Raw genomic sequence first — 22,821 nt, forward strand, 5'->3', positions numbered from 1 at the left:
GCTTCGACCGGATCTTCGGCTCTCCTCTCCAAGGAGCTGCCGCCGCGCCCCCCCGGATGCGGACTTCCGCATCCCGGGTGATCGTCGCGTGCTCCCGGCCGCCCGCCGCGTCCGGTTTCCGGCGCGTTTATGTGCGGGCGCGTTTACCCGTCGAGGCGCGCGCCGCTCGCCTCGTCGAACAGATGCGGCATGCCTTTCATCGGCGAAATCTTGATGGTTTCCCCCGGCTGGAGCGTCATGCGCTCGCGGAACAGGCAGGCGATCTCCTGGCCCTTCGGCCCGCCGAGACGCGCCACGACCAGCATTTCCGAGCCGGTGGGCTCGACCACGATGACTTCGGCGGGGGCGCCGTCGGGAACGATGCGGATATGCTCGGGCCGCAGCCCATAGACCGCCCGGCGGCCATGATGGGTGGCGGCGATGCCCTCGAGCGGCATCATCACGCCGCTGTCGCAGCGAAACTGGCCGGTGCCGTTCACCTCGACCGTGCCGCCGATGAAATTCATCGCCGGCGAGCCGATGAAGCCGGCGACGAACTGGTTGGCCGGCTTGTCGTAGAGGTCGAGCGGCGCGCCGATCTGCTCGACCACGCCGTCATGCATGACGACGATCTTGTCGGCCATGGTCATGGCCTCGATCTGGTCGTGGGTGACGTAGACCGTCGTGGTCTTGAGGCGCTGATGCAGCTCCTTGATCTCGGTGCGCATCTGGACCCGCAGCTTGGCGTCGAGATTGGACAAGGGCTCGTCGAACAGGAACACCTGCGGGTCCCGGACGATGGCGCGCCCCATCGCGACGCGCTGGCGCTGGCCGCCGGAAAGCTGGCGCGGATAGCGGTCGAGCAATTGGGAGAGGCCGAGAATCTCGGCGGCGCGGGCGACCCGCGCGTCGATCTCGCTGCGCGGCGCCCCGCGGAGCTTCAAGGAGAAGCCCATATTCGCGCCGACCGTCATGTGGGGATAGAGGGCGTAATTCTGGAACACCATGGCGATGTCCCGCTCCTTGGGCGGGACGTCGTTGACGACGCGGTCGCCGATCCGGATCTCGCCGCCCGTGATGTTCTCGAGCCCGGCGATCATGCGCAGGAGCGTGGACTTTCCGCAGCCGGACGGACCGACCAGAACGACGAACTCGCCGTCCCGGATGTCCACGTCGACCCCATGAATCACGCGGGTCGTGCCGTAGGCCTTCTTCACACCCCGAATGTCGACGGTGGCCATGCCTTGTCTGCTCCCGGACGTCCAACCCTATCCGGGACCCTGTCGGGACTCCGGCATTTGCTCTGGCCGCGCGAGGCGCCCGTCCTGCCCGTCGAGGGGCCGGCGCAGGGATCATGGGGGGAGGCTGCGCCGCGATCAAGCGAAACTTAAAACGATTGAACCAAAGGAGGAGGCGGATTATTTCCGAAGCTCCGAAGGCCCGCACACGGTCCGCCGACGCGAGAAAGCCCGCTATGACAGCAGATCCCCGCCCTGTCCTGCTCCTCACCGGCACGATCATGGACAAAGTCGTCGAGCCGCAGCTCATGCCGCAGTTTCAGCTGATCGGCGGCGATGATGTCGAGGGTGCCGTCGCCGCCCACGGCGCCGCCGTGCGGGGCGTGGTCACGCGCGGGCGGCTCCCCGTCACCGACGCGCTGATGGCGCGCCTGCCCAAGCTCGAGATCGTCGCCAATTTCGGCGTCGGCTACGACACGGTGGACGCCGCCGCGGCGGCGCGGCGCGGCGTCGTCGTGACCAACACGCCGGACGTGCTCAACGAGGAGGTGGCCGATCTGACCCTCGGTCTGCTGCTCGCCACGGTGCGCGAGATCCCGCAATCCGACCGCTATCTGCGCGCCGGAAAATGGGCGTCGGCGCCCTTCCCGCTCGGCGCGACGCTGCGCGACCGCAGCGTCGGCCTGGTCGGCATGGGGCGCATCGGCCAAGCGATCGCGCGCCGCCTCGCGGCGTTCGGCCTGCCGATCGCCTATCACAGCCGCAACCCGGCGCCGGACGTGCCCTACCGCCATTATCCCAACCTGGCCGACCTCGCGCGGGACGTCGACACCCTGATCCTCATTCTGCCGGGCGGGCCGGCGACGCGCGGCCTCGTCGATGCCGAAATCCTCGCCGCCCTCGGCCCGCGCGGCATCCTGATCAATGTCGCGCGCGGCTCGGTCGTGGACGAGCCGGCTTTGATCGCCGCGCTCGAGGCCGGCACCATCCTCGCCGCCGGCCTCGACGTGTTCGCCGACGAACCCAACGTGCCGGAGGCGCTGCGGGCGCGCGACAATGTCGTGCTGCTGCCGCATGTGGGCTCGGCCACGCATTTCACGCGCGCGGCGATGGGCCAGCTCGTCGTCGACAATCTGCGCGCCTGGTTCAAGGGCGCGGGGCCGGTCACGCCGGTGGCCGAGACCCCGTGGCCGCCCCGCGGCGCGTAGGCCGGCCCGCGAGCGCTCCCGCCGGCCGCCGAAGCGCTTCACCTGCGGTCGCCGCTGGACTAGCGTGGCGATCGCCATGCTGCGTCGCTCGCCCGCCATTCCCGCTCTGCTGCTGGGCCTCGCCCTCGCGGCCGGCGCGCACGCGCAGACCGCCCCGCCGCGGAGTGGTCCGGACGCCGGAAAGGGGCAGCCGCGGGCCGCGCCGAGCCGGCCCCCGCCGGCCCCCGCGCAGCCCCAGGCGGCCCGGCCGGCGCCCGCGCTCCTCGCCGCCGGACAGAAGATCGCCGGCCCCTTCATCCTGTCGAGCGCCGACGGCAGCCGGGCCTGCCCGATGACGCTGCGCGCCGAGGCCGCCGGGGCCGTGCTGGCCGCGGTCCCCGACATCCCCTGCCCGGTAATCTCGTTCGTCGCGCAGATCGTCGGCTGGCTGCCGGACCCTTCGGGGGCGATCCGGCTCCTCGCCGCGGACGGCCGCACCGTCGCGGAATTCACCGAAGCCACCGGGGGCGCCTACGAGGCCCTGCGCGAGGGCGACGGCGTCTATTTCCTCACGCCCCCGACGGCGGTGGTCGGCGTGGAGGTGAGCCCCGAGGAGATGATCGGGGACTGGATCCTCGCCCGCGCGGCCAACGCCCCGCCGCTCTGCCGCTGGACCCTGACCGACGAGCCGGCCCCCGGAGGCGCCTTCAAGGTCCGCGTGGCGGCGGGCTGCGACGCCGTGCTCGCCGACTTCGCGGCGCCGATCTGGCGCATCGAAGGCGGCAATGTGGTGGTCGGCGGACGTCCCGAATCGACGCCTCTGCGATTCGCGCGGCAGGAAGATGGGGGCTGGGCCAAGACGCCGGAGCGGGGTCGGCCGCTTCTTCTGTTGCGTCCATGACACAGGTCCGAGGCCGCCAAAGCGCGGCTTCGCGCCCCCATAAAGATCCGCCTCAGGTTGTACAAATTCAGCTTTCCGACCGACGTTGCAGAAGCGCAACACAAGAATCCAGCATTCATGCGGGTTTGCCAACTTTTTAGGCAGGCGCTGCCCGATTTTTCCCATTGGAGCAATTGAAAAAGTTTGTCTCAATCATGACAGAGATCCATTGGGGGTACTGATGAAAAAGCTTGTTCTCGCCACTGCGGCCAGCCTCATGATCGCCGGTGCGGCATCGGCGGCGGATATGGCTGTTCCCGTCAAGGCCGTCGTGCCTCCGCCCCCGCCCCCGCCGGTGTTCGACCTCGCCTTCGGCGTGACCGGCACGTCGGACTATCTGTTCCGCGGCATCAGCCAGACCAACAACAATCCGGCGATCCAGGGCTTCGTCGAGCTCCAGGCCTTCAACTGGGTCTATGTCAACGTGTGGGCGTCGAACCAGAACTGGGTCGGCAACTTCCTGATCGACGGCAACAGCTCGCTCGAAGTCGATCTGTCCGGCGGCCTGCGCCACACCTGGGGCGGCCTGACCCTCGACGTCGGCGGCATCTACTACATGTTCCCGGGCAGCACTTCGAGCTTCGACCCGGCGACCGGCTTCAACACCGGGCTCGGCTCGAGCGACTTCAATTATTGGGAAATCTACGGCAAGGCGAGCTACGCCTTCAACGATTGGCTGACCGTGGGGGCGAACCTCTACTGGACCAGCGACATGTACGCGACCGACACCAACGGCACCGCGCTGTCGGGCACCGCCAAGGTGACCCTGCCGGCCTTCGGTCCGGCGGCGGCGTTCGGCTGGTACCTGTCGGGTGAGTTCGGCCGTCAGTGGCTGAGCACGACCGCCTACAATTACACGGTCACCAACGCCTTCGGCCTGACCTTCAACGAGACGATCCCGGGCTACAATTGGTGGAACCTCGGCGTCGGCTTCACCTACAAGGTCGCCACGCTCGACCTGCGCTATTCCGGCACCGATCTCAGCGACGAGGCCTGCGCCTTCATCATCGGCGACCGGGCGTCGTGCGGGAACAAGTTCCTCGCGACCCTGTCCTTCGCGACCTCGCTCAACGCGCTGTAGTCGTACGCTCGACCTTGCGGCGGGGCGATCGCCCCGCCGGCCTGTCTCGGCGCCGCGCGCAAGCGCGGCGCTTTTCTTTTGCCCGGTCCTCGGAAGGTTCACCGCGTCGCGCGGCCGATCGACAGGCTGGGGGACCGCACCGCTGCCGCGGTTCGCGGCGATCTCCGCCCCCGCTCAGATCAGGCGCAGGCCCTTCAGGCTGGCATGGCCGTCTTTGCCGACGATGATGTGGTCGTGCACCTCGATGCCGAGCGGCTTCGCCACGTCGATGATGCGCTTGGTCATGTCGATGTCGGCGCGCGAGGGGGTCGGGTCGCCCGACGGGTGGTTGTGGCACAGGATCAAAGCGGTCGCCGAAACTTCCAGCGCCCGCTTCACCACCTCGCGGGGATAGACCGGCGCATGATCGACCGTGCCGGTCTGCAGCACCTCGTCGGCGATCAATTGGTTGCGCTTGTCGAGGAACAGGACCCGCACCTGCTCGCGCTCCGAAAAGGCCATGGCGGTGCGGCAATATTCGATCACCGCGCTCCACGAGGCGAGCACCGGACGCCGCTTGACCTGGCCCCGCGCGATGCGGTGCGCCGCCGCCTCGACCAGCTTCAGCTCGGTGACGATGGCCTGGCTCATGCCGGCGGTTTCGGCGAGCAGCGCCGCCGGCGCCGCCAGCACCTCGGCGAACGAGCCGAACCGGTCCACCAGCGTCTTGGCGAGCGGCTTCACGTCGCGCCGCGGCACCGCGCGGAACAGGACCAGTTCCAGGAGTTCGTAATCGGCGAGCGCCGCCGCCCCCGCCTCGCGGAAGCGCGCCCGCAGCCGCTCCCGATGGCCGTGGAAATGCGGCGGCGCGTCCGCAAGTCCGTCATCGGGGAGGTCGGCCATGGTCAGGTCGGCAGATACGGGGGCTTGTGATAGCCCTTCGGACTCTGGGTGAAGATCTCGACGCCGGTCTCCGTGACGCCGACCGCATGCTCGAACTGGGCCGAGAGGGAGCGGTCGCGGGTCACGGCGGTCCAGCCGTCCGACAGCACCTTCACGTGCGGCCGGCCGAGATTGATCATCGGCTCGACCGTGAAGATCATGCCGGGCCGCAATTCCGGCCCCTCCCCGCGCCGCCCGACATGGACGATGTTCGGCTCGTCGTGGAACACCTGGCCGACGCCGTGGCCGCAGAAATCGCGCACCACGCTCATATGCTGCGGCTCGACGAAGTCCTGGATCGCCGCGCCGATATCGCCGACATGCCCGCCGGGCCGGATCGCGGCGATGCCGCGCATCATCGCCTCATAGGTCACTTCGAGCAGGCGCTCCGCGCGGCGCGGCACCGGGCCGATGGCGAACATCCGGCTGGAATCGCCGTACCAGCCGTCCAGCACCAAAGTGACGTCGACATTGACGATGTCGCCCTCGCGCAGCGGGCGCGCATTGGGCATGCCGTGGCAGACGACGTGATTGACCGAGGTGCAGACCGAATAGCGGTAGCCGCGATACATCAGGGTCGCGGGATAGGCGTTGTTCGCCAGGGCGAAGTCGAAGATCAGCTTGTCCACCGCCTCGGTCGAGACGCCGGGGCCGATCATCTCGGCGACGAGGTCCAGCACCTGCGCGGTGAGCTGCCCGGCCCGCCGCATGCCCGCGAAGCCGTCCGGCCCGTAGAGCTTGATGTGTCCGGTCTTCCGCAGCGGCGCCTTCGCCGCTTCCACATAGATCATGAACGCCGTCCTGCAGGCACGCCCCGCGCCATCGTGAGCCCGCTTCAGATTTAGGCGAATGGCCGCGCAAAGCAAGCGGCGGCGCCGATCACGGATGCGGAAGACGGCGAATCGCGGGTCCGCTCAGGTGCGGACGTCGCTGCGGCCCATCAGGCAGATCAGGGTCTGGGTGGCGGTCGCGCAATGGACCCGTTTGCCGCCGCTCTCGGCGAACACGTCGATCTTGACCACGGTGAGGGTGCGGCCCGAGCGCACGACCTCGCCCAGCGCAACCAGCCGCTCGCCGCGTCCCGGCGCCATGATGTTGATCTTGTATTCGACCGTGAGGATGGTCGAGTCCGCCGGAAACAACGTGAAGGCGGCATAGCCGCCGGCGGTGTCGGCGATCGCGCCCACCGCGCCGCCATGGAAAAAGCCGTGCTGCTGGGTCACCGCCTCGCTCTGCGGCAGGAGCACCTCCGCCCGCCCCGGCCCGACCGCGCCGATCTGCGCGCCGAGATGCGCCATGAAGGGCTGGCGGGCGAAGCTGTCGCGCACGCGCGCCTCGTAATCGGGATCCGGCGGAGCGAAAGCGGGCGCGGCGGGAAGGGTCATGGCGGCATCCAGATGGTGGTCATCCGCATAGAGCCGCAACCCGGTGCGGGAGGCAAGCCGTGCCGCCCCCCGTGCCGCCCCCCGCGCCGCCCGACCTATTGGACGAAGATGTTGCGCAGCGTGCCGATGCCCTCGATCGACACTTCGATCTCGTTGACCGGCTCCTTCATCACGCCGACGCCGAGCGAGGTGCCGCAGGCGATCAGATCGCCGGGATGCAGCGTCATGTCGCGCGACAGCAGCGCCACCAGCCGGTGCGGCGGGAAGATCATGTCGCCGAGCGGATAATTCTGCCGCTCAGCGCCGTTGAGGATGGTGCGGACATGGGCGCCGTCCGGCGGCGCGGCGGGCGCGATCCCCGGGCCGAACGGGCCATAGGCGTCGAACCCCTTGGCACGCGCCCATTGCGGGAAGGTCGGATCCTTGTTGAGGATGTCCGAGGCGGTGATGTCGTTGACGATGGTGTAGCCGAAAATATAGGCGCCAGCCGCGTCCTCCGCGATATTGGTGCAGGTGCGGCCGATGACGATGCCGAGTTCGCCCTCATAAACGGTGCGCCCGGAATAAGCCGGCGGACGGCGGACCGTGGCGCCCGGCGCGGCGGCGGTCGAGGGCGCCTTAAGGAGATAGAGCGGCTCGGCCGGCTCGGCGACCCCGAGCTTGGCCGCGAGGCCGTGGAAATTGTTCCACAGAGCGATGATCTTGCCCGGGCGGCAGGGGGGTTCGAGCGCGACCGCGCCGAGCGCGAGCCGTTCGCCGGTATCGCGGGCGCCGGCGAACATGCAGCCGGAATGCACCGCGATGGTGTCGCCGGACAAACGGCCGATGCCGGTCTCCCCGCCGTGCGAGAAGCGGACCCACTGCGCCGCCCGATCCTGTGCGTGATCGTAGCTGTGTGGGTGATTCTGTGCGTGGTCGTGTGCGTGATCGCGTGTCATGCCCGTCTCCCGCGGCGCGGCCGGCCGCGCGCGGGCGACGGCTCTAACGCCGGTTCTGAAGCGACTCCAGAAGCTCGCGGTGGCGCCGCTCCTGATTGTCGGAATTGACCACCATGACGGCCCAGATGGCCGCCGGCAGCCAGCCGATCAGCGTGATCTGTAAGATCAGGCAGAAGATTCCCTGGAACACCCTGCCGCGCAGCATCAGCGCCAGCCAGGGCAGAAGGACCGCGACCGCGTACATCATGTGCACACTCCGGAAGAGGTGCCATGTGTTACTGGAGGCGGCATCGGAAGGAAAGGGGCGCACCGGCGGAGGGGCTTTGCCCGCGGTCCGGCCGGATCGGTCTGCGACCCTCGCAGGGCGCGCGCGGCGCAGGATGCGCCACCTCGCGCCTTTAGTCTCCGGCGCAGGGCGCCGGACTTGAGCCTCTTCGGCGCAGGACGCCGGTGTTGGGGAAAGCCGGCGGCACAGGGCGCCGCCGGAAGAGCGCGGGAGGGCGCAAAGCGCCGTCCCGCACCGGTCGATCGTCCGCGTCAGACCACGCGGCCGTTGTGCATTTCCTTGATCTGCTCGGGGGTATAGCCGAGCTCGGAGAGCACTTCGTCGGTGTGCTCGCCGAGCAGCGGCGAGCCCGTGACCTCCACCGACATGTCGGAGAACTTGATCGGGCTGCCGACGGTCAGGTACTTGCCGCGCTCCTTGTGATCGACCTCGACGATCGTGCCGCTCTCGCGCAGCGACGGGTCGTTGGCGATCTCCTTCATGGTGAGCACCGGCGCGCAGGGAATGTCGAACTTGCGCAGGATGTCCACCGCCTCGAACTTGGTCTTGTCGGCGAGCCAGGCCTCGATCGTCGCGAACACGTCGAAAATCTTGTCCTGACGGGCACGGGCGGTCATGTAGGCCGGATCGCTGATCCATTCCGGCTTGCCGATCGCCTCGCACACCTTGCCCCAGGCCTGCTCCTGGACGGTGAAGTAGATATAGGCGTTGGGATCGGTCTCCCAGCCCTTGCACTTCAGCACCCAGCCGGGCTGGCCACCGCCGCCCGCATTGCCGCCACGCGGCACGACGTCGGAGAATTCGCCGTTGGGATATTGCGGATATTCCTCGAGATAGCCGACGCGCTCGAGGCGCTGCTGGTCGCGCAGCTTGACGCGGCAGAGATTGATCACCGCATCCTGCATCGAGACCGCGACCTTCTGGCCCTTGCCGGTCTTGTTGCGCTGGTGGAGCGCGGTGAGGATGCCGATCGCCAGATGCATGCCGGTATTGCTGTCGCCGAGCGCCGCCGCCGATACGGTGGGCGGGCCGTCCCAGAAGCCGGTGGTGGAGGCCGCGCCGCCGGCGCACTGCGCGACGTTCTCGTAGACCTTCAGGTCCTCGTAATGATGGCCGTCCGAGAAGCCCTTCACCGAGGCGACGATCAGGCCCGGATTCAGCTCGTTGATATGCTCCCAGGTGAAGCCCATGCGGTCGAGCGCGCCGGGGCCGAAATTTTCCACCAGGACGTCGCTCTCCTTGATGAGCTTGGTGAGCACTTCCTTGCCGGCCGGGGTCTTGGTGTCCAACGTCAAGGAGCGCTTGTTGGAATTCAGCATGGTGAAATAGAGCGCGTCCGCATTCGAGATGTCGCGGAGCTGGTTGCGCGTCACGTCACCCGAGCCGGGGCGCTCCACCTTGATCACGTCCGCGCCGAACCAGGCGAGGAGCTGCGTGCAGGCGGGACCCGCCTGAACGTGGGTGAAGTCGATGATCTTGATACCTTCCAATGGCTTGGACATGTCGATCCCTTTCGAGCGTCTGCACCTGTGCCCGCACCGGCCCCGTTTGGGACCCGTGCGGACGATTACACCCCGCGCGCCTCGTTCGGAGGCCGGCGCCTTCTTCAGGAGCCGGCTTCCGGCGTCGCGGGATCTCTGAGCGGGCCCGAGGGCCCATCAGCCCTCTGCCCCCTGCGCCTCCAGCTCGGAGAGGCGCTTGCGCAGCGCCCGCTCCTCGTTCCAGCGTTGGGTTTCGTCCCGGATCACGGCGACGATGGCCGTCGGCGCGGGACCGCCGGACGTCAAAAGCGCGACCGTGAAGGCGATGGACATGGCGCGCCCGTCCTTGTGGGTCGCCGGCACGCGCAGCAAATCGGTGCCGTAGCGCGTGACGCCGGTCCGCATGGTCTGGTGGTAGCCGTCCCAATGGCGTTTGCGCAGGCGTTCGGGCGTGATCAGATCGAGGGACTGGCCGACGGCCTCCGCGGCGCTGTAGCCGAACATGCGCTCGGCCGCGGCGTTCCACAGCGTGATCGCGCCGTCCGCGTCGGAGACGATGACGGCGTCCCCGATCGCGTGGACGAGTTCAGCATAATCGATCGCCATGGGCCTTCTCTAGCTTAGCAAGGACAGCCGCTTCACGGGGTCTGCGCTGCGGCCGGCACCGGCCTGTCGCAGCGGAATGGAACGTTTCGTCGCGCCTGAGGCTCACTCCGCCGCGATGCGGAGCGGGGCGCCGAGCGCGCCGCTCCGCTTGAGGGCCGCGATGCGCGCCTCGTCGAAGCCGAGCACGCCGGCGAGAATGTCGTCCGTGTGTTCGCCGAGCAGCGGCGAACGTTCCACGTCGACATGGTTGTCGGACAATTTGACCGGGTTGCCGACCGTCACATAGGAGCCGCGCACCGGGTGCTCGACCTCCACCAGGGTGCCGGTGGCATAGAGCGAGCGGTCCTCCGCAATCTCCTTCATGGAAAGGATGGGGCCGCACGGAATGTCGTATCTGTTGAGAATGTCCATCGCCTCGAACTTGTCGTGGGCCATGGTCCAGGCTTCGATCCGGGTGAAGATCTCGTTGAGATGCGGCAGGCGGGCGGCCGGAGTGGCGTAGTTCGGATCGGTCTTCCAGGTTGGCTCGCCGATGACGTCGCAGATCTTCTCCCAGACCGGCGCCTGGGTGATGAAATAGAGATAGGCGTTGGGATCCTGCTCCCAGCCTTTGCATTTCAGGATGCGGCCGGGCTGGCCGCCGCCGCTGTCATTGCCGGCGCGCGGCACGCTGTCGCCGAACGGGATGCCCTCGCCGAACTGGCTGTATTCGGTGAGCGGACCATGGGCCAGGCGCTGCTGGTCGCGCATCTTGACCCGGCACAGATTGAGCACCGCATCCTGCATCGCGGCGAGCACCTTCTGGCCGCGGCCGGTATGCTCGCGCTGGTACAAAGCGGTGACGATGCCGAGCGCGAGATGCAGCCCGGTGCCGCTGTCGCCGATCTGCGCGCCGGACACCAGCGGCAGCCCGTCGCGGAAGCCGGTCGTGGAGGCCGCGCCGCCGGCGCACTGGGCGACATTCTCATAGACCTTGCAATCCTCGAACGGGCCGGGGCCGAAGCCCTTCACCGAAGCGAGGATGAGGCGCGGATTGAGCTCCTGGAGCCGCTCCCAGGTGAAGCCCATGCGGTCGAGCGCGCCGGGGGCGAAATTCTCCACCAGCACGTCGCACACCTTGACCAGTTCCTCGAGCACCCGCTTGCCCTCGGCATTCTTGGTGTCGAGGGTGATCGAGCGCTTGTTGGAATTCAGCATCGTGAAATAGAGGCTGTCGGCATTGGGCACGTCGCGCAATTGGGTGCGCGTCACGTCACCCTCGCCGGGGCGCTCCACCTTGATCACGTCCGCGCCGAACCAGGCGAGCAGCTGCGTGCAGGTGGGACCCGACTGGACATGCGTGAAATCCAGAATGCGAACGCCGTCTAAAGCCTTGCCCATCAGAGCCTCTTGATCCTCTCGGCACGCGCTTGAAGCGACGCTTGTTCTTGTGTGTTCAACCCTCGGAAGAGGCGCGGGCGGGGAGACCCCGCCCGCTTCGGCTGATGCCGGACCGCAGCGGGATCAGGATTTGCGCTTCACCACGCTCTGCGGATTGAGATTGCCGATGCGGCCGCTTTCGGTGCCGGCGGCGGGATCGATGACGGCATTGATCAAAGTCGGCCTGCCGCTGTCCATCGCCGCGTCGACGGCGCGCTTCAGCTCGTCCGGGGTGGTGACGTTGACGCCGACCCCGCCGAAGGCTTCCATCATCTTGTCGTAGCGGCTGTCCTTGACGAACACCGTGGTCCCCGGATCGCGCCCGGTCGGGTCGGTGTCGAGGCCGCGATAGATGCCGTTATTGTTGAAGATGACGATGCAGACCGGCAGATTGTAGCGGCAGATCGTCTCCACCTCCATGCCGGAGAAGCCGAACGCGCTGTCGCCTTCGACCGCGAGCACCGGCTTGCCGGTCTCGATGGCGGCGGCGATCGCGAAGCCCATGCCGATGCCCATCACGCCCCAGGTGCCGACATCGAGCCGCTTGCGCGGCTGGTACATGTCGATGATGCCGCGGGCGAGGTCGAGCGTGTTGGCGCCTTCATTGACCAGGATGGCGTCGGGCCGCTCCTTGATCACGGTGCGCAGCGCGCCGAGCGCGCCGTGGAAGTCCATCGGCGCCGAATTCTTCATCAGGCGCGGCGCCATCTTGGCGATGTTCTCGTCGCGCTTGGTGTTGAGGGTATTGACCCAGTCGGCGGGCGGCGCCTGCCATGTGCCGTCGAGGCCGGCGAGCAGCGCCGCCACCACCGAGCCGATGTCGCCGACCAGAGGGGCGGCGATCTCGACGTTGGAATCCATCTCCTTCGGCTCGATGTCCACCTGGATGAACTTCTTGGGCGCGTCGCCCCAGGTCTTGCCCTTGCCGTGCGAGAGCAGCCAGTTGAGGCGGGCGCCGATCAGCACCACGACGTCGCTGTCCTTGAGCGCGGTCGAGCGCGCCGCGCCGGCGGACTGGGGATGGGTGTCGGGCAAAAGGCCCTTGGCCATGCTCATGGGCAGGAAGGGAATGCCGCTGGTCTCGACGAAGGCGCGGATGGTCTCGTCGGCCTGGGCATAAGCGGCGCCCTTGCCAAGGATGATCAGCGGCCGCTTGGCGCCCTTCAGGACGTCGAGCGCGCGCTTCACCGCATCGGGAGCCGGGATCTGCGCGGGGGCCGGGTCGATCACCTTGACCAGCGACTTGGCGCCGGCCTCGGCGTCCATCACCTGGGAAAACAGCTTGGCGGGCAGATCGAGATAGACGCCGCCCGGGCGGCCGGACACCGCCGCGCGGATCGCACGCGCCACGCCGATGCCGATATCGGCGGCGTGCAGCACGCGGAAGGCGGCCTTGCACAGCGGCTTGGCGATGGCGAGCTGGTCCATCTCCTCATAGTCGCCCTGCTGGAGGTCGACGATCTCGCGCTCGGACGAGCCGGAGATCAGGATCATCGGAAAGCAATTGGTGGTGGCGTTCGCGAGGGCCGTGAGGCCGTTGAGGAAGCCGGGGGCCGAGACGGTGAGGCAAACGCCGGGCTTCTTGGTGAGGAAGCCGGCGATCGCGGCGGCATTGCCGGCATTCTGTTCGTGGCGGAACGAGACGACGCGGATGCCCTCGGCCTGCGCCATGCGGCCGAGATCGGTGATCGGGATCCCCGGCACGCCATAGATGGTCTCGATGCCGTTGAGCTTCAGCGCATCGATGACGAGGTGGAACCCGTCGGTCAGCTCCTGCTCCGCGGCGGCGCTGGGGTCGATGCTGTGTGCTAGTGCGGACATTCCGTTCTCTCCCGGAAATCTTGATCTGTGCCGTCCGGTGCCTTTCCCGTTTCGCCCGGCGGGCCTAGTCGGGAAAGACCCCATGCTTGTCGACATGGGCCGCAAGACCCATGGTGTGCTCGCGCACCAGCCGCTCGCAGAGATCGGCATCGCCGCCCTCGAGCGCCTCGATGATGGCCATGTGCTCGCGCATCGACGTCTCCGACCGGTTCTCCTGGCGCACCGACACGGCGCGGATGGCGCGCATGTGGAGGAACAGGTTCTCGGTCATGTCTACGATCAGCTTGCAGCCGCCCATGCGGATGATCGCCTGGTGAAAGACGATATTGGCCTGGGAATATTCATTCATATGCGCCGCGGGCGGCTCTTTCTCGAACTCGTCGAACAAATGGCGCAGCCCCTTGATGTCGCCGGCGGCGGCGCGGCCGGCGGCGAGCCGCGCCGCCATGCCTTCGAGCGCCGCCCACACCGTGATCATCTCGATGATCTGCCGCTTGGTCTTGCGCACCACGAAGATGCCCCGGCGCGGCACGGAGCGCACGAAGCCCTCCTGCTCCAGCACCGTCATCGCCTCGCGGATCGGGGTGCGGCTGACCCCGAGGTCTTCGGAGAGCTGGCGTTCGTCGAGGCGGAATTCCGTGGTCGAGCCGTAAATGTCCATCTCGGTGATGGCCCGCTTCAGCGCGTCATAGGCCAGCATGCGAAGGCTGGAACTGGCTCCGAGCGGCTCCACATTCAGCTTCGGTGTGTCTGCGACGTGCTGCACCTAGAGGTCCCTTCCCATGGCCGGCGCCTTCTGGCGGGCGCGCGCCGTTGGTGAAATACTGTGTACTGTATGCTACGGCGTGACGCAACCCTCCCCGCCCGAGCGGCCCGCGGTCGAGACCCACGTTCCGGACGGGCGGCGAACCGTCCGTCCGGAAAAGCGCCCGGCGCATCGGGCGCCGGGTCGGCCTCACTCCGCCGCGGCGGGGCGCGGCCCGCCCATGAGGCGGTTCTTGAGCATGGCGATGACCGGCCAGAACAGCATCACCAGCGCGAGCGTGACGATGGAGCCGACCAGCGGGTTGGAGAAGAAGATCCCCATATTGCCCTGCGACACCAGCATCGCCTGCCGGAACGAGCTTTCCGCCATGTCGCCGAGCACCAAAGCCAGCACCAGCGGCGCCAGCGGGTAGTCCAGCTTCTTGAAGACATAGCCGATGACGCCGAAGATCAGCATGACGGCGATGTCGAGGGCGGCATTGTGCACCGTGTAGGCGCCGACCGCGCAGATCACCAGGATGATCGGGGCGATGACGCTGAACGGGATGCGCAGGATCGCCGCGAACAGCGGCACCGTGGTCAGAACCACGATCAGACCGGCGATATTGCCGAGATAGATCGAGGCGATGAGACCCCAGACGAAGTCCTTCTGCTCGACGAACAGAAGCGGGCCGGGCTGGAGACCCCAGATCAGAAGGCCGCCCAGCAGCACCGCCGCGGTCGGCGAGCCGGGAATGCCGAGGGTGAGCATGGGCAGCAGCGCCGAGGTCCCGGCCGCGTGGGCCGCGACTTCCGGCATCACCACGCCTTCGAGCTCGCCCTTGCCGAAATTCTTCCCGTTCTTGGAGAATTTTTTCGCGAGGCCGTAGCTCATGAAGGAGGCCGGGGTGGCGCCGCCCGGCGTGATGCCCATCCAGCAGCCGACCGCCGCCGAGCGGAGCATGCCGACCCAGTATTTCGGCAGCTGCGCCCAGGTCTGGAACACCACCTTGGCGTTGATCTTGGCGCTCTTGCCCTTGAAGGCGAGGCCCTCTTCCATCGTCAGCAGGATTTCGCCGACGCCGAACAGGCCGATGACCGCGACCAGGAAGTCGAAGCCGCGCAGCAATTCCACCGACCCGAAGGTCATGCGCAGCTGGCCGGTCACGGTGTCGATGCCCACGGCCGCCAGCGCGAAGCCGAGCGTCATCGCCGCCAGCACCTTGAAGGGCGATTCTCGGCCCATGCCCACGAAGGAGCAGAAGGTGAGGAGATAGACCGCGAAGAATTCGGCGGGGCCGAACTGCAGCGCGAACTTGGCGATCACCGGCGCGAGGAAGGTGATGAGCAGCACGGCGATGAAGGCGCCGATGAAGGAGCCCGTGAAAGCGCCGGTGAGCGCTTCGCCGGCACGGCCCTTCTGCGCCATCGGATGCCCGTCGAAGGTGGTCGCCACCGACCAGGGCTCGCCGGGAATGTTGAACAGCACCGAAGTGATGGCGCCGCCGAACAAGGCTCCCCAATAGATCGAGGAGAGCATGATGATCGCCGAGACCGGCGACATGGAGAAGGTGAGCGGCAGGAGGATCGCCACGCCATTGGCGCCGCCGAGGCCCGGCAGCACCCCGATGAGCACGCCCAGGGCGATGCCGACGAACATGTAAACGATGTTCATCGGATCGCCGAGAACGCCGAAACCTCCGATTAGTGACGAGAGTGCTTCCACGTTATTCCTCCCCAGAACCCCGGCGCTTCTCGCGCGGGCGTGCGGGTCATGTTGCAGATCAGGTGCCGCGTTGCGGCGCCGAGGGGCCGGCGCCGTCCGAGGTCTTGCGGTTCGGGCCGCCCCCGCCGAGGGGCGGCGGGATCAGTAGCCGAGGGCGCTCTCGATCGGTCCCTTCGGCAGCGGCACGAGGAACCAGATCTCGAACATCACGAACAGGACCAGCGGAACGCCGATCGCGACCGGGAGAATGACGGGCAGCTTGTACTTGCCGAGCCACCACATGAAGAAGGCGATGAAGATCATCGAGGCGAAGTAGATCCCGATGAAATTGATCAGAATGACATAGGCGATGGTTGGAACCAGGACCTTCAGGACGGATCCGAGCTGCTCGCGATCGACGAAATTGCTGCGGTCCGGCGTCTTGGTGAAGAGGGTCATCGCCAGCGTGCCGAGGCTGGAAATGAACATGATCAGCCCCACATAGAAGGGGAAATATCCGGATTGCGGCCCATCCGAGGCCCAGCGGGCGCCGATGCGCCAGCTGTCGGCCATCACGAGCGCCGCGACGCCCATGAAGAGCAGCGCGACGATGACGTCCATGGAGCGGTTGGAAACGGTGTTTTCGGATTTGTCGGTTTCGGTTGCCATGCCATGCGTCCTGTCGGGGACATGCGTCCTGTCGGAGAGACCGGGTCGATGCGACCCAATCGGGGAAATCGTGCCGGCTCCCGCACAAAGGCTCGGGCGGGCGGCGGCGGAACGAAGCCGCGCGGTTCGCGGCAGGCTGCAGATGCGTCGGGTCGTTCGGCCGCCACGAGGCGGCGCGGCTCCTGCCGGCCCCGACAGGGACCGGCCGACCCGGATTCGGCAGGACACGCACTCCGTCCTGGCCGATATTGGTCACACGACGTCTAAGACGGGATCCTCGGACCGGTCAGGCCGAACCGTGCACCGGACGGGAGACCCCGGGGAGGAGCCGGCTCGCCCGAGCCGGCCCTCGACACCGATCACTTCGCGATGAAGCCCGCATTCTCCATGAGCGCGCGGTGGCTCTCGGCGGCCTTGCCGAGCCAGGCCTTGTATTCCTCGCCCGTGAGCATCGTGGTGTTGAAGGCGCCCTTCTGCATGAAGTCCTTCCATTCCGGCGTGTCGCGCACCTGCTTGAACAGGTTCACGTAATAGTCCACCTGATCCTTGGTGACCCGGGGCGCCGTGAAGATGCCGCGCAGCATCAGATATTCGATATCGAGACCAGCTTCCTTGCAGGTCGGGATATCGCCCCAGGACTTGTCGGCCGTGACCAGTTCCTTGTAGGGCATGCGCTGGCTGTCGAAGACGCAGAGCGGCTTCAGTTCGCCGGCGCGCCACTGCGACACGGCTTCGATGGGATTGTTCACCGAGGAGGTGATGTGGCCGCCGACGAGCTGCGCCGCGACATCGCCGCCGCCCTTGTACGGGACGTAGATGAACTTCGCGCCGGTCTTCTGCTCGATCGCGGCGGTGATGATCTGGTCTTCCTGCTTGGAGCCGGTGCCACCCATCTTGAACTTGGCGTCGGAACCTGCCGCCTTCAGGTCCGCGAGATAGCCCTTCACGTCGTTATAGGGCGCCTTCGCGTTGACCCACAGGACGAACTCGTCGAGCGCCAGCATGGAGACGGGGGTGAGATCGTCCCACTTGAACGGCACGCCGGTCGCGAGCGGAGTGGTGAAAAGATTGGAGAGCGTGATGATGATCTTGTGCGGGTTGCCCGCCGATCCCTTCACGTCGAGGAAGCCCTCGGCGCCGGCGCCGCCGGACTTGTTGATCACCACCAGGTTCTGCTTCATCAGAGAATTTTTCTGGATGATGCCCTGGAGCATGCGCGCCATCTGGTCGGCGCCGCCCCCGGTTCCCGCCGGGACGATGAATTCGACGGTCTTGGTGGGCTCCCACGCCAGCGCGGAGAGCGGGCTCAACGCCGCAAGAGCGGCACACACGGCGGCGAATCGCTGCGCCGATTTGGCAACTGCCAAACGCATCTTCATTTCCTCCCGATCGCCCGCCTTCTTGAAGAGGCGGATTGCGTTGATTTAACTACTTGAACGAATTGACTTATTGCCACTCTGGCTAGGAGTGGATCTGGAAAGAGTATATTGTATGTCACCCGTGTGCAATGGAAATTGACAATGTTGAATTCGGTGCGCCGAATACATTTATCTGAAATATAAAATACAATATTCCATTCGCACTTGCAGCATTGGGGCGGGACGCGAGGGCCGACCACCTGCGGATCCGACTCCGGCGGGCGGCGCCCTCAGCGCGGGGCGGACCATTCGGACGGGCCGTCCTGCACCCCCGAATAGAGCCGCGTCATCTCGTCGGCCGCCGCCGCGACCCTGCGGCCGAGACGCGCGATCCGGTCGTCGCTCATGCGCACCGAGGGGCCGGCGACAGAGACCGCGCCGATCGGCTCGCGCCATTCGTTGAAGATGGCCGCTGCGACCGCGCACATGCCGAGCGTGTGCTCCTCCTCGTCCACGGAATAGCCGCGCGCGCCGAGGCGAAGCAGATCCTCGACAAGATCCCGCTCCGAGCGGTGCGTCCGAACGGTGAAGGCCTCATAGCGGATTTGCGCGAGACAGGCGCCGCGGAACGCGGGGCTTGCGGCAGCGAGGATCGCCTTCCCCGCCGCCGAGGCATGGAGCGGCAGGCGCGCGCCCAGCCGGAAAAAGGCCCGGACCGGAGAATGCCCCTCGGCCTGCGCCACCACGACCAGTTCGTTGCCGTCGAACATGGCGAGGTTCACCGTCTCCTCGGTCTCGTGCAGCAAGCGGCGGATCACCGGCCGGCCGATGTCCGGCAATTTGCGGATGCGCAGATAAGCGGCGCCGATCCGGAACAGGCCGAGGCCCACGGTCCAGAGCCCATTCTCCTGGTCGTGCGTCACCAATTGGCGCTTCTGCAACGTCGCCAGGAGCCGATGCGCCGTCGAGGCGGGCAGTTCCGCGCGCTTGGCGATCTCGCTGAGGGTCATGCCGTCCATGTCCGCGACGAGGCGCAGCAGGGCGATGGCGCGGTCAAGCGACTGCACTTCGCCGCCGTCGACCGCCGAGGCGGGCCGACCGCGGCGGCGCGGTGCACTGCTCAGATCTTCCATCACACCCTTCCCCGCTGCCCGCGGTCTACGCAGGCGGATAGAAGGCGTGATTTCGAGAGCCGGAGCAAGCCGGACCGCTTCAGCGCGCCCTGCGTCAATTTTCCATATTACGGAAAATCATCTCATAAATATCGTTGGACCCAAGACGCGGAGGGAGCCGCGCGCCTGCCAATCTGGCATACATTATACACCATGAACCATGCGGGAGGATCGGCCATGAAGGTGTGTATCTATGGCGCCGGCGCCATCGGCGGTTATCTGGGGGTGCAATTGGCCCAGGCCGGTGCCGAAGTCAGCCTGGTCGCCAGGGGGCCGCATCTCGAAGCGATGAAGCAGAACGGCGTCAAACTGCTGATCGACGGCGAGGAGCGCGTCGCCAAGGTTCATGCGACCGACGATCCCGCCGAACTCGGTCCCCAGGACTACGTCTTCATCGCGCTGAAGGCTCATTCCGTCCCCGGAATCGTCGAGCGCATGCGTCCGCTGCTCGGCAACGACACCAGCGTCGTGACCGCAATCAACGGCGTTCCCTACTGGTATTTCTACAAGCATGGCGGGCCGCTGGAAGGGCGCACCCTCGCCAGCATCGATCCGGGCGCCCGCCAATGGGAGGTGCTGCGCCCGGAACGGGCGATCGGCTGCATCGTCTATCCCGCGACCGAAGTGGTCGCGCCCGGGGTGATCCAGCACGTCTATGGCGACAAGTTTCCCATCGGCGAGCCCTCGGGAGAGACCTCAGACCGGGTGACGCGGCTCGCCGCCATGATGGCCAAAGGCGGCCTGCGCGCGCCTGTCCTCAGCAATATCCGGGACGAAATGTGGCTGAAGCTGTGGGGCAATCTCTGCTTCAATCCGATCAGCGCGCTGACCCATGCCACGCTCGACGTGATCGCCGCCGATCCCGACACCCGCGCCGTGGCGCGGGCCATGATGCTGGAAGCCGCGGCGATCGCGACCCGGCTCGGCATTCGGTTCCGGGTGGATGTCGAACGGCGCATCGACGGCGCCGGCGCGGTGGGCGGCCACAAGACGTCGATGCTTCAGGATCTCGAGCGCGACCGGCCGATGGAAATCGATCCGCTCGTCACCGCGGTGCAGGAAATGGGGCGCATGCTGGACCTGCCGACCCCGACGCTGGATGTCGTGCTCGCTCTAGTGCGCCAGCGCGCCGCAATGGCCGGCCTCGGCGGCCATCTCGCTTTGCCGCCGCTGGTGCCGGCCGACCTGCCGGCCGCGCAGACGCGCCACTGAGCGGGAGCGGTTCGAAATGCGGCCCTGGTGCCCGCCGACGCTCCGGCGGGCGTGGGACTAGTCCGCGACCTCCGCGGCGATCGCGACCACGGGCGCCGATGCCGGAACCCCGGCATTGAGCGCCACGCCGGTGAGCGCATAGCTGAAGATAAGGGCAGCAAACACGGCGATACGCTTCATCATGTGACGGCTCTCGAGCGTCCAGGGAAATCCGTGCGCAGACGCGCGCAAAGGCACGCTGCGGGAAGAATCTTCCCAAGAGGTTAAACTTGGCCGCTGCCGGATGTGTTGCAGCGTGGGGCTTTCAGTGACGGTTAATGCGCCAGCGCGGCCAAGGTTCCCGCGTTTTCTGGACAGAGGCCGCGCGGGCGTCTAGAGCCGGGGTCGAGCGGGCTGAATCGCCCCGCATGGTGAATCCGTCCTTCGTCTCGACCGGCGCCGCGGGCCGCGGAAGGGGCGCAGACCGCCGCGCGGACCGTGCGCTCTGCCCGCGCCCGTTCTCCGGAAAAGATCGCATTTCATGCTCCGCAAGCTGTATGACTGGGTCATCGCCTATTCGGCACGGCCCTCCGCCCCCTGGGCCCTGGGCATCGTCTCCTTCGCCGAGAGTTCGATCTTTCCGATCCCCCCGGACGTTCTCCAGGTGCCGATGACGCTGGCACGGCCTGAAAAGGCCTGGACCTACGCCTTGATCGCGACCTTGAGTTCGGTCGCGGGCGGCCTGGTCGGCTATGCGATCGGTGCCCTGCTCTATGACAGCGTCGGCCTGTTCCTGATCAATCTCTACGGCTATGGCAGCAAGGTGGAAGCGTTTCGCCACGCTTATGCCCAATACGGCCACTGGGTGATCCTGCTGAAGGGCCTCACCCCGATCCCCTACAAGCTCGTGACCATCACGTCCGGCTTCGCCGATTACAGCCTGTTCTGGTTCGTGGTGCTCTCCCTGATCACCCGCGGCGCCCGCTTCTTCATCCTCGCCGCGCTGCTGCACCATTTCGGGCCGGTGGCGCGGGAATTCATCGAGAAGCGGCTGGGGCTCGTCACCCTCGGCCTGTTCGCGGTGGTGGTGGTGGGCCTCGTGGCGGCGGTCTATCTGTTCTGACCGCCCGGCCGGGGCCGGAGGCGTGCCGGGAAGCCTCCCGGCACGGCCCGAACCGGCGGACCCCGACCGCCTCAGCGCGGCAGCGTGGTGGCGCCCATCAGGGCCTTGTCGATCGCATGGGCGGCCTGGCGGCCCTCGCGGATCGCCCAGACCACCAAGGACTGGCCGCGCCGCATGTCGCCGGCGGCATAGAGGTTCGGGGTCGAGGTGAGATAGGTCTCCTCGTCGGCGAGGACATTGCCGCGCGCATCGAGCGCGGCGCCGCTCTGGTCGATCATGCCCTCCCGGATCGGGTGGGCGAAGCCGATGGCGAGGAAGACGAGGTCGGCGCGCAGCACGAATTCGGTGCCGGGCACCGGCTGGCGCTTGGCGTCGACGCGCGCGCAGCGCACCCCGGTCACGCGGCCGTTGCGGCCCTCGATGCCGAGCGTGGCGCAGGCGAATTCGCGCTCCGCGCCCTCGGCCTGGGACGAGGAGGTGCGGAACTTGGTCGGCCAATAGGGCCACACCGCGAGCTTGTCCTCCTTCATCGGCGGCACGGCGCGGATGTCGAGCTGGGTCACCGATAGCGCCCCCTGGCGAAACGCGGTGCCGACGCAGTCGGAGGCGGTGTCGCCGCCGCCGACCACCACGACATGGCGTCCGGAGGCGAGGATCGGCAGATCGCGATGCACCTCTTCGCCGCCCTCGCGGCGGTTCTGCTGGACGAGATAGGGCATCGCGAAATGCACGCCCTCGAACTCCTGGCCCGGCAGGCGCGGATCGCGCGGGGCTTCGGACCCGCCGGCGAGCAGCACGGCGTCGTGACGGTCGAGCAGCTCCTGGATCGGCGTGGTGACGCCGACATTGACGTTGTAGTGGAACGTCACGCCCTCGGCTTCCATCTGGGCGACGCGCCGGTCGATGTGGCGCTTCTCCATCTTGAAGTCGGGAATGCCGTAGCGCAGCAGGCCGCCGGCCTTCGGCTCGCGCTCATAGACGTGCACGTCATGGCCGGCGCGGGCGAGCTGCTGGGCCGCGGCGAGGCCGGCCGGCCCCGAGCCGACCACCGCGACGCTGCGGCCAGTCCGGGTCTCGGGCGGCTCGGGCCGCACCCAGCCCATCTTCCAGGCCTTGTCGGCGATCGCCTGTTCCACCGTCTTGATGGTGACGGGCATGTCCTCGAGATTGAGGGTGCAGGCCTCCTCGCAGGGCGCCGGGCAGACGCGGCCGGTAAATTCGGGGAAATTGTTGGTCGAATGGAGGTTGCGCGCGGCCTCCTCCCAATCGCCCTGATAGACGAGGTCGTTCCAGTCGGGGATCTGGTTGTGGACCGGGCAGCCGGTCGGCCCGTGGCAGAACGGAATGCCGCAATCCATGCAGCGCGCGGCCTGGTTCGCCACCTCGGTATCGGGCAGCGGCAGGGTGAATTCGCGGAAATGGCGAATGCGATCGGAGGCGGGCTGGTATTTCTGATCCCGCCGGTCGATCTCCATGAACCCCGTGACCTTACCCATTCCCATCCTCCGGGAGCCGCGTCGCGCGCGGGCGCCGCTTAGCTCCATTACAAGAATTGTTCCAGCTTGGGGACCCCGGTC

At 67.3% G+C, this 22,821-nt stretch carries 22 protein-coding genes; 5 read left to right on the plus strand and 17 right to left on the minus strand.

The features are described 5' to 3' along the window. Positions 1-143: 143 nt before the first annotated feature. A complete protein-coding gene (locus EDC64_RS03315; protein ID WP_132029784.1) occupies positions 144-1,220 on the minus strand; it encodes an ABC transporter ATP-binding protein in 1,077 nt (358 codons plus the stop codon). Positions 1,221-1,453: 233 nt separating this feature from the next. Here EDC64_RS03315 and EDC64_RS03320 point away from each other — a divergent pair, with 233 nt between their 5' ends. From EDC64_RS03320 to EDC64_RS03330, 3 genes are all read left to right on the plus strand, one after another. Beyond that, positions 1,454-2,425 (plus strand): 2-hydroxyacid dehydrogenase, encoded by a 972-nt coding sequence (locus tag EDC64_RS03320; protein WP_132029785.1) that lies wholly within the window; start codon positions 1,454-1,456, stop codon positions 2,423-2,425. Between the two features lie 76 nt (positions 2,426-2,501). Continuing rightward, positions 2,502-3,305 carry a protease inhibitor Inh/omp19 family protein gene (locus EDC64_RS03325; protein WP_132029786.1) on the plus strand — a complete coding sequence of 268 codons (804 nt, stop codon included), beginning with the start codon at positions 2,502-2,504 and terminating at the stop codon, positions 3,303-3,305. 220 nt (positions 3,306-3,525) lie between these two features. Then, positions 3,526-4,425: a TorF family putative porin gene (locus tag EDC64_RS03330; protein ID WP_132029787.1), complete on the plus strand. Its 900-nt coding sequence runs from the start codon at positions 3,526-3,528 to the stop codon at positions 4,423-4,425. A gap of 174 nt (positions 4,426-4,599) precedes the next feature. Here EDC64_RS03330 and radC read toward each other — a convergent pair whose 3' ends face one another. The 14 genes from radC to EDC64_RS03400 all read right to left on the minus strand — a co-directional run bounded on the left by radC (position 4,600) and on the right by EDC64_RS03400 (position 18,891). Then, complete coding sequence (gene radC, locus EDC64_RS03335) at positions 4,600-5,307, minus strand: RadC family protein (protein ID WP_132029788.1); 708 nt, start codon at positions 5,305-5,307, stop codon at positions 4,600-4,602. 2 nt (positions 5,308-5,309) lie between these two features. After that, a complete protein-coding gene (map, locus tag EDC64_RS03340; protein WP_132029789.1) occupies positions 5,310-6,137 on the minus strand; it encodes a type I methionyl aminopeptidase in 828 nt (275 codons plus the stop codon). 123 nt (positions 6,138-6,260) lie between these two features. Further along, a complete protein-coding gene (locus EDC64_RS03345) occupies positions 6,261-6,731 on the minus strand; it encodes a PaaI family thioesterase (protein WP_132029790.1) in 471 nt (156 codons plus the stop codon). 95 nt (positions 6,732-6,826) lie between these two features. After that, positions 6,827-7,669 carry a fumarylacetoacetate hydrolase family protein gene (locus EDC64_RS03350; RefSeq protein ID WP_132029791.1) on the minus strand — a complete coding sequence of 281 codons (843 nt, stop codon included), beginning with the start codon at positions 7,667-7,669 and terminating at the stop codon, positions 6,827-6,829. A gap of 43 nt (positions 7,670-7,712) precedes the next feature. Next, complete coding sequence (locus EDC64_RS03355; protein WP_245504507.1) at positions 7,713-7,916, minus strand: YqaE/Pmp3 family membrane protein; 204 nt, start codon at positions 7,914-7,916, stop codon at positions 7,713-7,715. A 290-nt stretch (positions 7,917-8,206) separates the two neighbouring features. Beyond that, positions 8,207-9,457, minus strand: a complete 1,251-nt coding sequence (gene frc, locus EDC64_RS03360) for a formyl-CoA transferase (protein WP_132029792.1) — start codon at positions 9,455-9,457, stop codon at positions 8,207-8,209. A gap of 156 nt (positions 9,458-9,613) precedes the next feature. Further along, the gene (locus EDC64_RS03365; protein ID WP_132029793.1) at positions 9,614-10,042 is read right to left on the minus strand and encodes a PAS domain S-box protein; all 429 of its coding nucleotides are present in this window, start codon (positions 10,040-10,042) and stop codon (positions 9,614-9,616) included. A 102-nt stretch (positions 10,043-10,144) separates the two neighbouring features. Continuing rightward, entirely contained in the window at positions 10,145-11,422 is a 1,278-nt protein-coding gene (gene frc / locus EDC64_RS03370) for a formyl-CoA transferase (RefSeq protein WP_132029794.1), read from the minus strand. Between the two features lie 123 nt (positions 11,423-11,545). Continuing rightward, a complete protein-coding gene (oxc, locus tag EDC64_RS03375) occupies positions 11,546-13,282 on the minus strand; it encodes an oxalyl-CoA decarboxylase (protein ID WP_132029795.1) in 1,737 nt (578 codons plus the stop codon). Positions 13,283-13,346: 64 nt separating this feature from the next. Next, the gene (locus tag EDC64_RS03380) at positions 13,347-13,982 is read right to left on the minus strand and encodes a GntR family transcriptional regulator (protein WP_132030004.1); all 636 of its coding nucleotides are present in this window, start codon (positions 13,980-13,982) and stop codon (positions 13,347-13,349) included. 255 nt (positions 13,983-14,237) lie between these two features. Continuing rightward, positions 14,238-15,701: a tripartite tricarboxylate transporter permease gene (locus EDC64_RS03385; RefSeq protein ID WP_420808936.1), complete on the minus strand. Its 1,464-nt coding sequence runs from the start codon at positions 15,699-15,701 to the stop codon at positions 14,238-14,240. Between the two features lie 192 nt (positions 15,702-15,893). Continuing rightward, positions 15,894-16,400 carry a tripartite tricarboxylate transporter TctB family protein gene (locus EDC64_RS03390; RefSeq protein ID WP_132029797.1) on the minus strand — a complete coding sequence of 169 codons (507 nt, stop codon included), beginning with the start codon at positions 16,398-16,400 and terminating at the stop codon, positions 15,894-15,896. Positions 16,401-16,759: 359 nt separating this feature from the next. Then, the gene (locus EDC64_RS03395; protein ID WP_132029798.1) at positions 16,760-17,773 is read right to left on the minus strand and encodes a Bug family tripartite tricarboxylate transporter substrate binding protein; all 1,014 of its coding nucleotides are present in this window, start codon (positions 17,771-17,773) and stop codon (positions 16,760-16,762) included. Positions 17,774-18,048: 275 nt separating this feature from the next. Then, positions 18,049-18,891, minus strand: coding sequence for an IclR family transcriptional regulator (locus EDC64_RS03400; RefSeq protein ID WP_207915870.1), 843 nt, complete (start codon positions 18,889-18,891; stop codon positions 18,049-18,051). A gap of 216 nt (positions 18,892-19,107) precedes the next feature. Here EDC64_RS03400 and EDC64_RS03405 point away from each other — a divergent pair, with 216 nt between their 5' ends. Next, a complete protein-coding gene (locus EDC64_RS03405) occupies positions 19,108-20,142 on the plus strand; it encodes a 2-dehydropantoate 2-reductase (protein ID WP_132029800.1) in 1,035 nt (344 codons plus the stop codon). 57 nt (positions 20,143-20,199) lie between these two features. Here EDC64_RS03405 and EDC64_RS24010 read toward each other — a convergent pair whose 3' ends face one another. Beyond that, positions 20,200-20,325, minus strand: coding sequence for a hypothetical protein (locus EDC64_RS24010; protein WP_274594932.1), 126 nt, complete (start codon positions 20,323-20,325; stop codon positions 20,200-20,202). Positions 20,326-20,662: 337 nt separating this feature from the next. On the opposite strand from EDC64_RS24010, the gene EDC64_RS03410 reads away from it, so the two are divergent. Then, complete coding sequence (locus tag EDC64_RS03410) at positions 20,663-21,244, plus strand: YqaA family protein (protein WP_132029801.1); 582 nt, start codon at positions 20,663-20,665, stop codon at positions 21,242-21,244. A gap of 71 nt (positions 21,245-21,315) precedes the next feature. Here EDC64_RS03410 and EDC64_RS03415 read toward each other — a convergent pair whose 3' ends face one another. Next, positions 21,316-22,740 carry a glutamate synthase subunit beta gene (locus EDC64_RS03415; protein WP_132029802.1) on the minus strand — a complete coding sequence of 475 codons (1,425 nt, stop codon included), beginning with the start codon at positions 22,738-22,740 and terminating at the stop codon, positions 21,316-21,318. Positions 22,741-22,821: the final 81 nt, after the last annotated feature.

The sequence above is a fragment of the Aquabacter spiritensis genome (genome assembly GCF_004346185.1).
In the GTDB taxonomy this organism is placed as follows: Bacteria; Pseudomonadota; Alphaproteobacteria; order Rhizobiales; family Xanthobacteraceae; genus Aquabacter; species Aquabacter spiritensis.

Excerpts from the sequence above, each read along its gene's own strand:
- EDC64_RS03345 (WP_132029790.1), bottom strand. The coding sequence starts at position 6,731 with ATGACCCTTCCCGCCGCGCCCGCTTTCGCTCCGCCGGATCCCGATTAC.
- EDC64_RS03325 (WP_132029786.1), top strand. The coding sequence starts at position 2,502 with ATGCTGCGTCGCTCGCCCGCCATTCCCGCTCTGCTGCTGGGCCTCGCC.
- EDC64_RS24010 (WP_274594932.1), bottom strand. The coding sequence starts at position 20,325 with ATGATGAAGCGTATCGCCGTGTTTGCTGCCCTTATCTTCAGCTATGCG.
- EDC64_RS03350 (WP_132029791.1), bottom strand. The coding sequence starts at position 7,669 with ATGACACGCGATCACGCACACGACCACGCACAGAATCACCCACACAGC.
- frc (WP_132029794.1), bottom strand. The coding sequence starts at position 11,422 with ATGGGCAAGGCTTTAGACGGCGTTCGCATTCTGGATTTCACGCATGTC.
- EDC64_RS03315 (WP_132029784.1), bottom strand. The coding sequence starts at position 1,220 with ATGGCCACCGTCGACATTCGGGGTGTGAAGAAGGCCTACGGCACGACC.
- oxc (WP_132029795.1), bottom strand. The coding sequence starts at position 13,282 with ATGTCCGCACTAGCACACAGCATCGACCCCAGCGCCGCCGCGGAGCAG.
- EDC64_RS03405 (WP_132029800.1), top strand. The coding sequence starts at position 19,108 with ATGAAGGTGTGTATCTATGGCGCCGGCGCCATCGGCGGTTATCTGGGG.
- EDC64_RS03410 (WP_132029801.1), top strand. The coding sequence starts at position 20,663 with ATGCTCCGCAAGCTGTATGACTGGGTCATCGCCTATTCGGCACGGCCC.
- EDC64_RS03380 (WP_132030004.1), bottom strand. The coding sequence starts at position 13,982 with ATGCTGGCCTATGACGCGCTGAAGCGGGCCATCACCGAGATGGACATT.
- map (WP_132029789.1), bottom strand. The coding sequence starts at position 6,137 with ATGATCTATGTGGAAGCGGCGAAGGCGCCGCTGCGGAAGACCGGACAC.
- EDC64_RS03385 (WP_420808936.1), bottom strand. The coding sequence starts at position 15,701 with ATGAACATCGTTTACATGTTCGTCGGCATCGCCCTGGGCGTGCTCATC.
- radC (WP_132029788.1), bottom strand. The coding sequence starts at position 5,307 with ATGGCCGACCTCCCCGATGACGGACTTGCGGACGCGCCGCCGCATTTC.
- frc (WP_132029792.1), bottom strand. The coding sequence starts at position 9,457 with ATGTCCAAGCCATTGGAAGGTATCAAGATCATCGACTTCACCCACGTT.
- EDC64_RS03330 (WP_132029787.1), top strand. The coding sequence starts at position 3,526 with ATGAAAAAGCTTGTTCTCGCCACTGCGGCCAGCCTCATGATCGCCGGT.
- EDC64_RS03395 (WP_132029798.1), bottom strand. The coding sequence starts at position 17,773 with ATGCGTTTGGCAGTTGCCAAATCGGCGCAGCGATTCGCCGCCGTGTGT.
- EDC64_RS03415 (WP_132029802.1), bottom strand. The coding sequence starts at position 22,740 with ATGGGTAAGGTCACGGGGTTCATGGAGATCGACCGGCGGGATCAGAAA.
- EDC64_RS03320 (WP_132029785.1), top strand. The coding sequence starts at position 1,454 with ATGACAGCAGATCCCCGCCCTGTCCTGCTCCTCACCGGCACGATCATG.
- EDC64_RS03390 (WP_132029797.1), bottom strand. The coding sequence starts at position 16,400 with ATGGCAACCGAAACCGACAAATCCGAAAACACCGTTTCCAACCGCTCC.
- EDC64_RS03365 (WP_132029793.1), bottom strand. The coding sequence starts at position 10,042 with ATGGCGATCGATTATGCTGAACTCGTCCACGCGATCGGGGACGCCGTC.
- EDC64_RS03355 (WP_245504507.1), bottom strand. The coding sequence starts at position 7,916 with ATGATGTACGCGGTCGCGGTCCTTCTGCCCTGGCTGGCGCTGATGCTG.
- EDC64_RS03400 (WP_207915870.1), bottom strand. The coding sequence starts at position 18,891 with ATGGAAGATCTGAGCAGTGCACCGCGCCGCCGCGGTCGGCCCGCCTCG.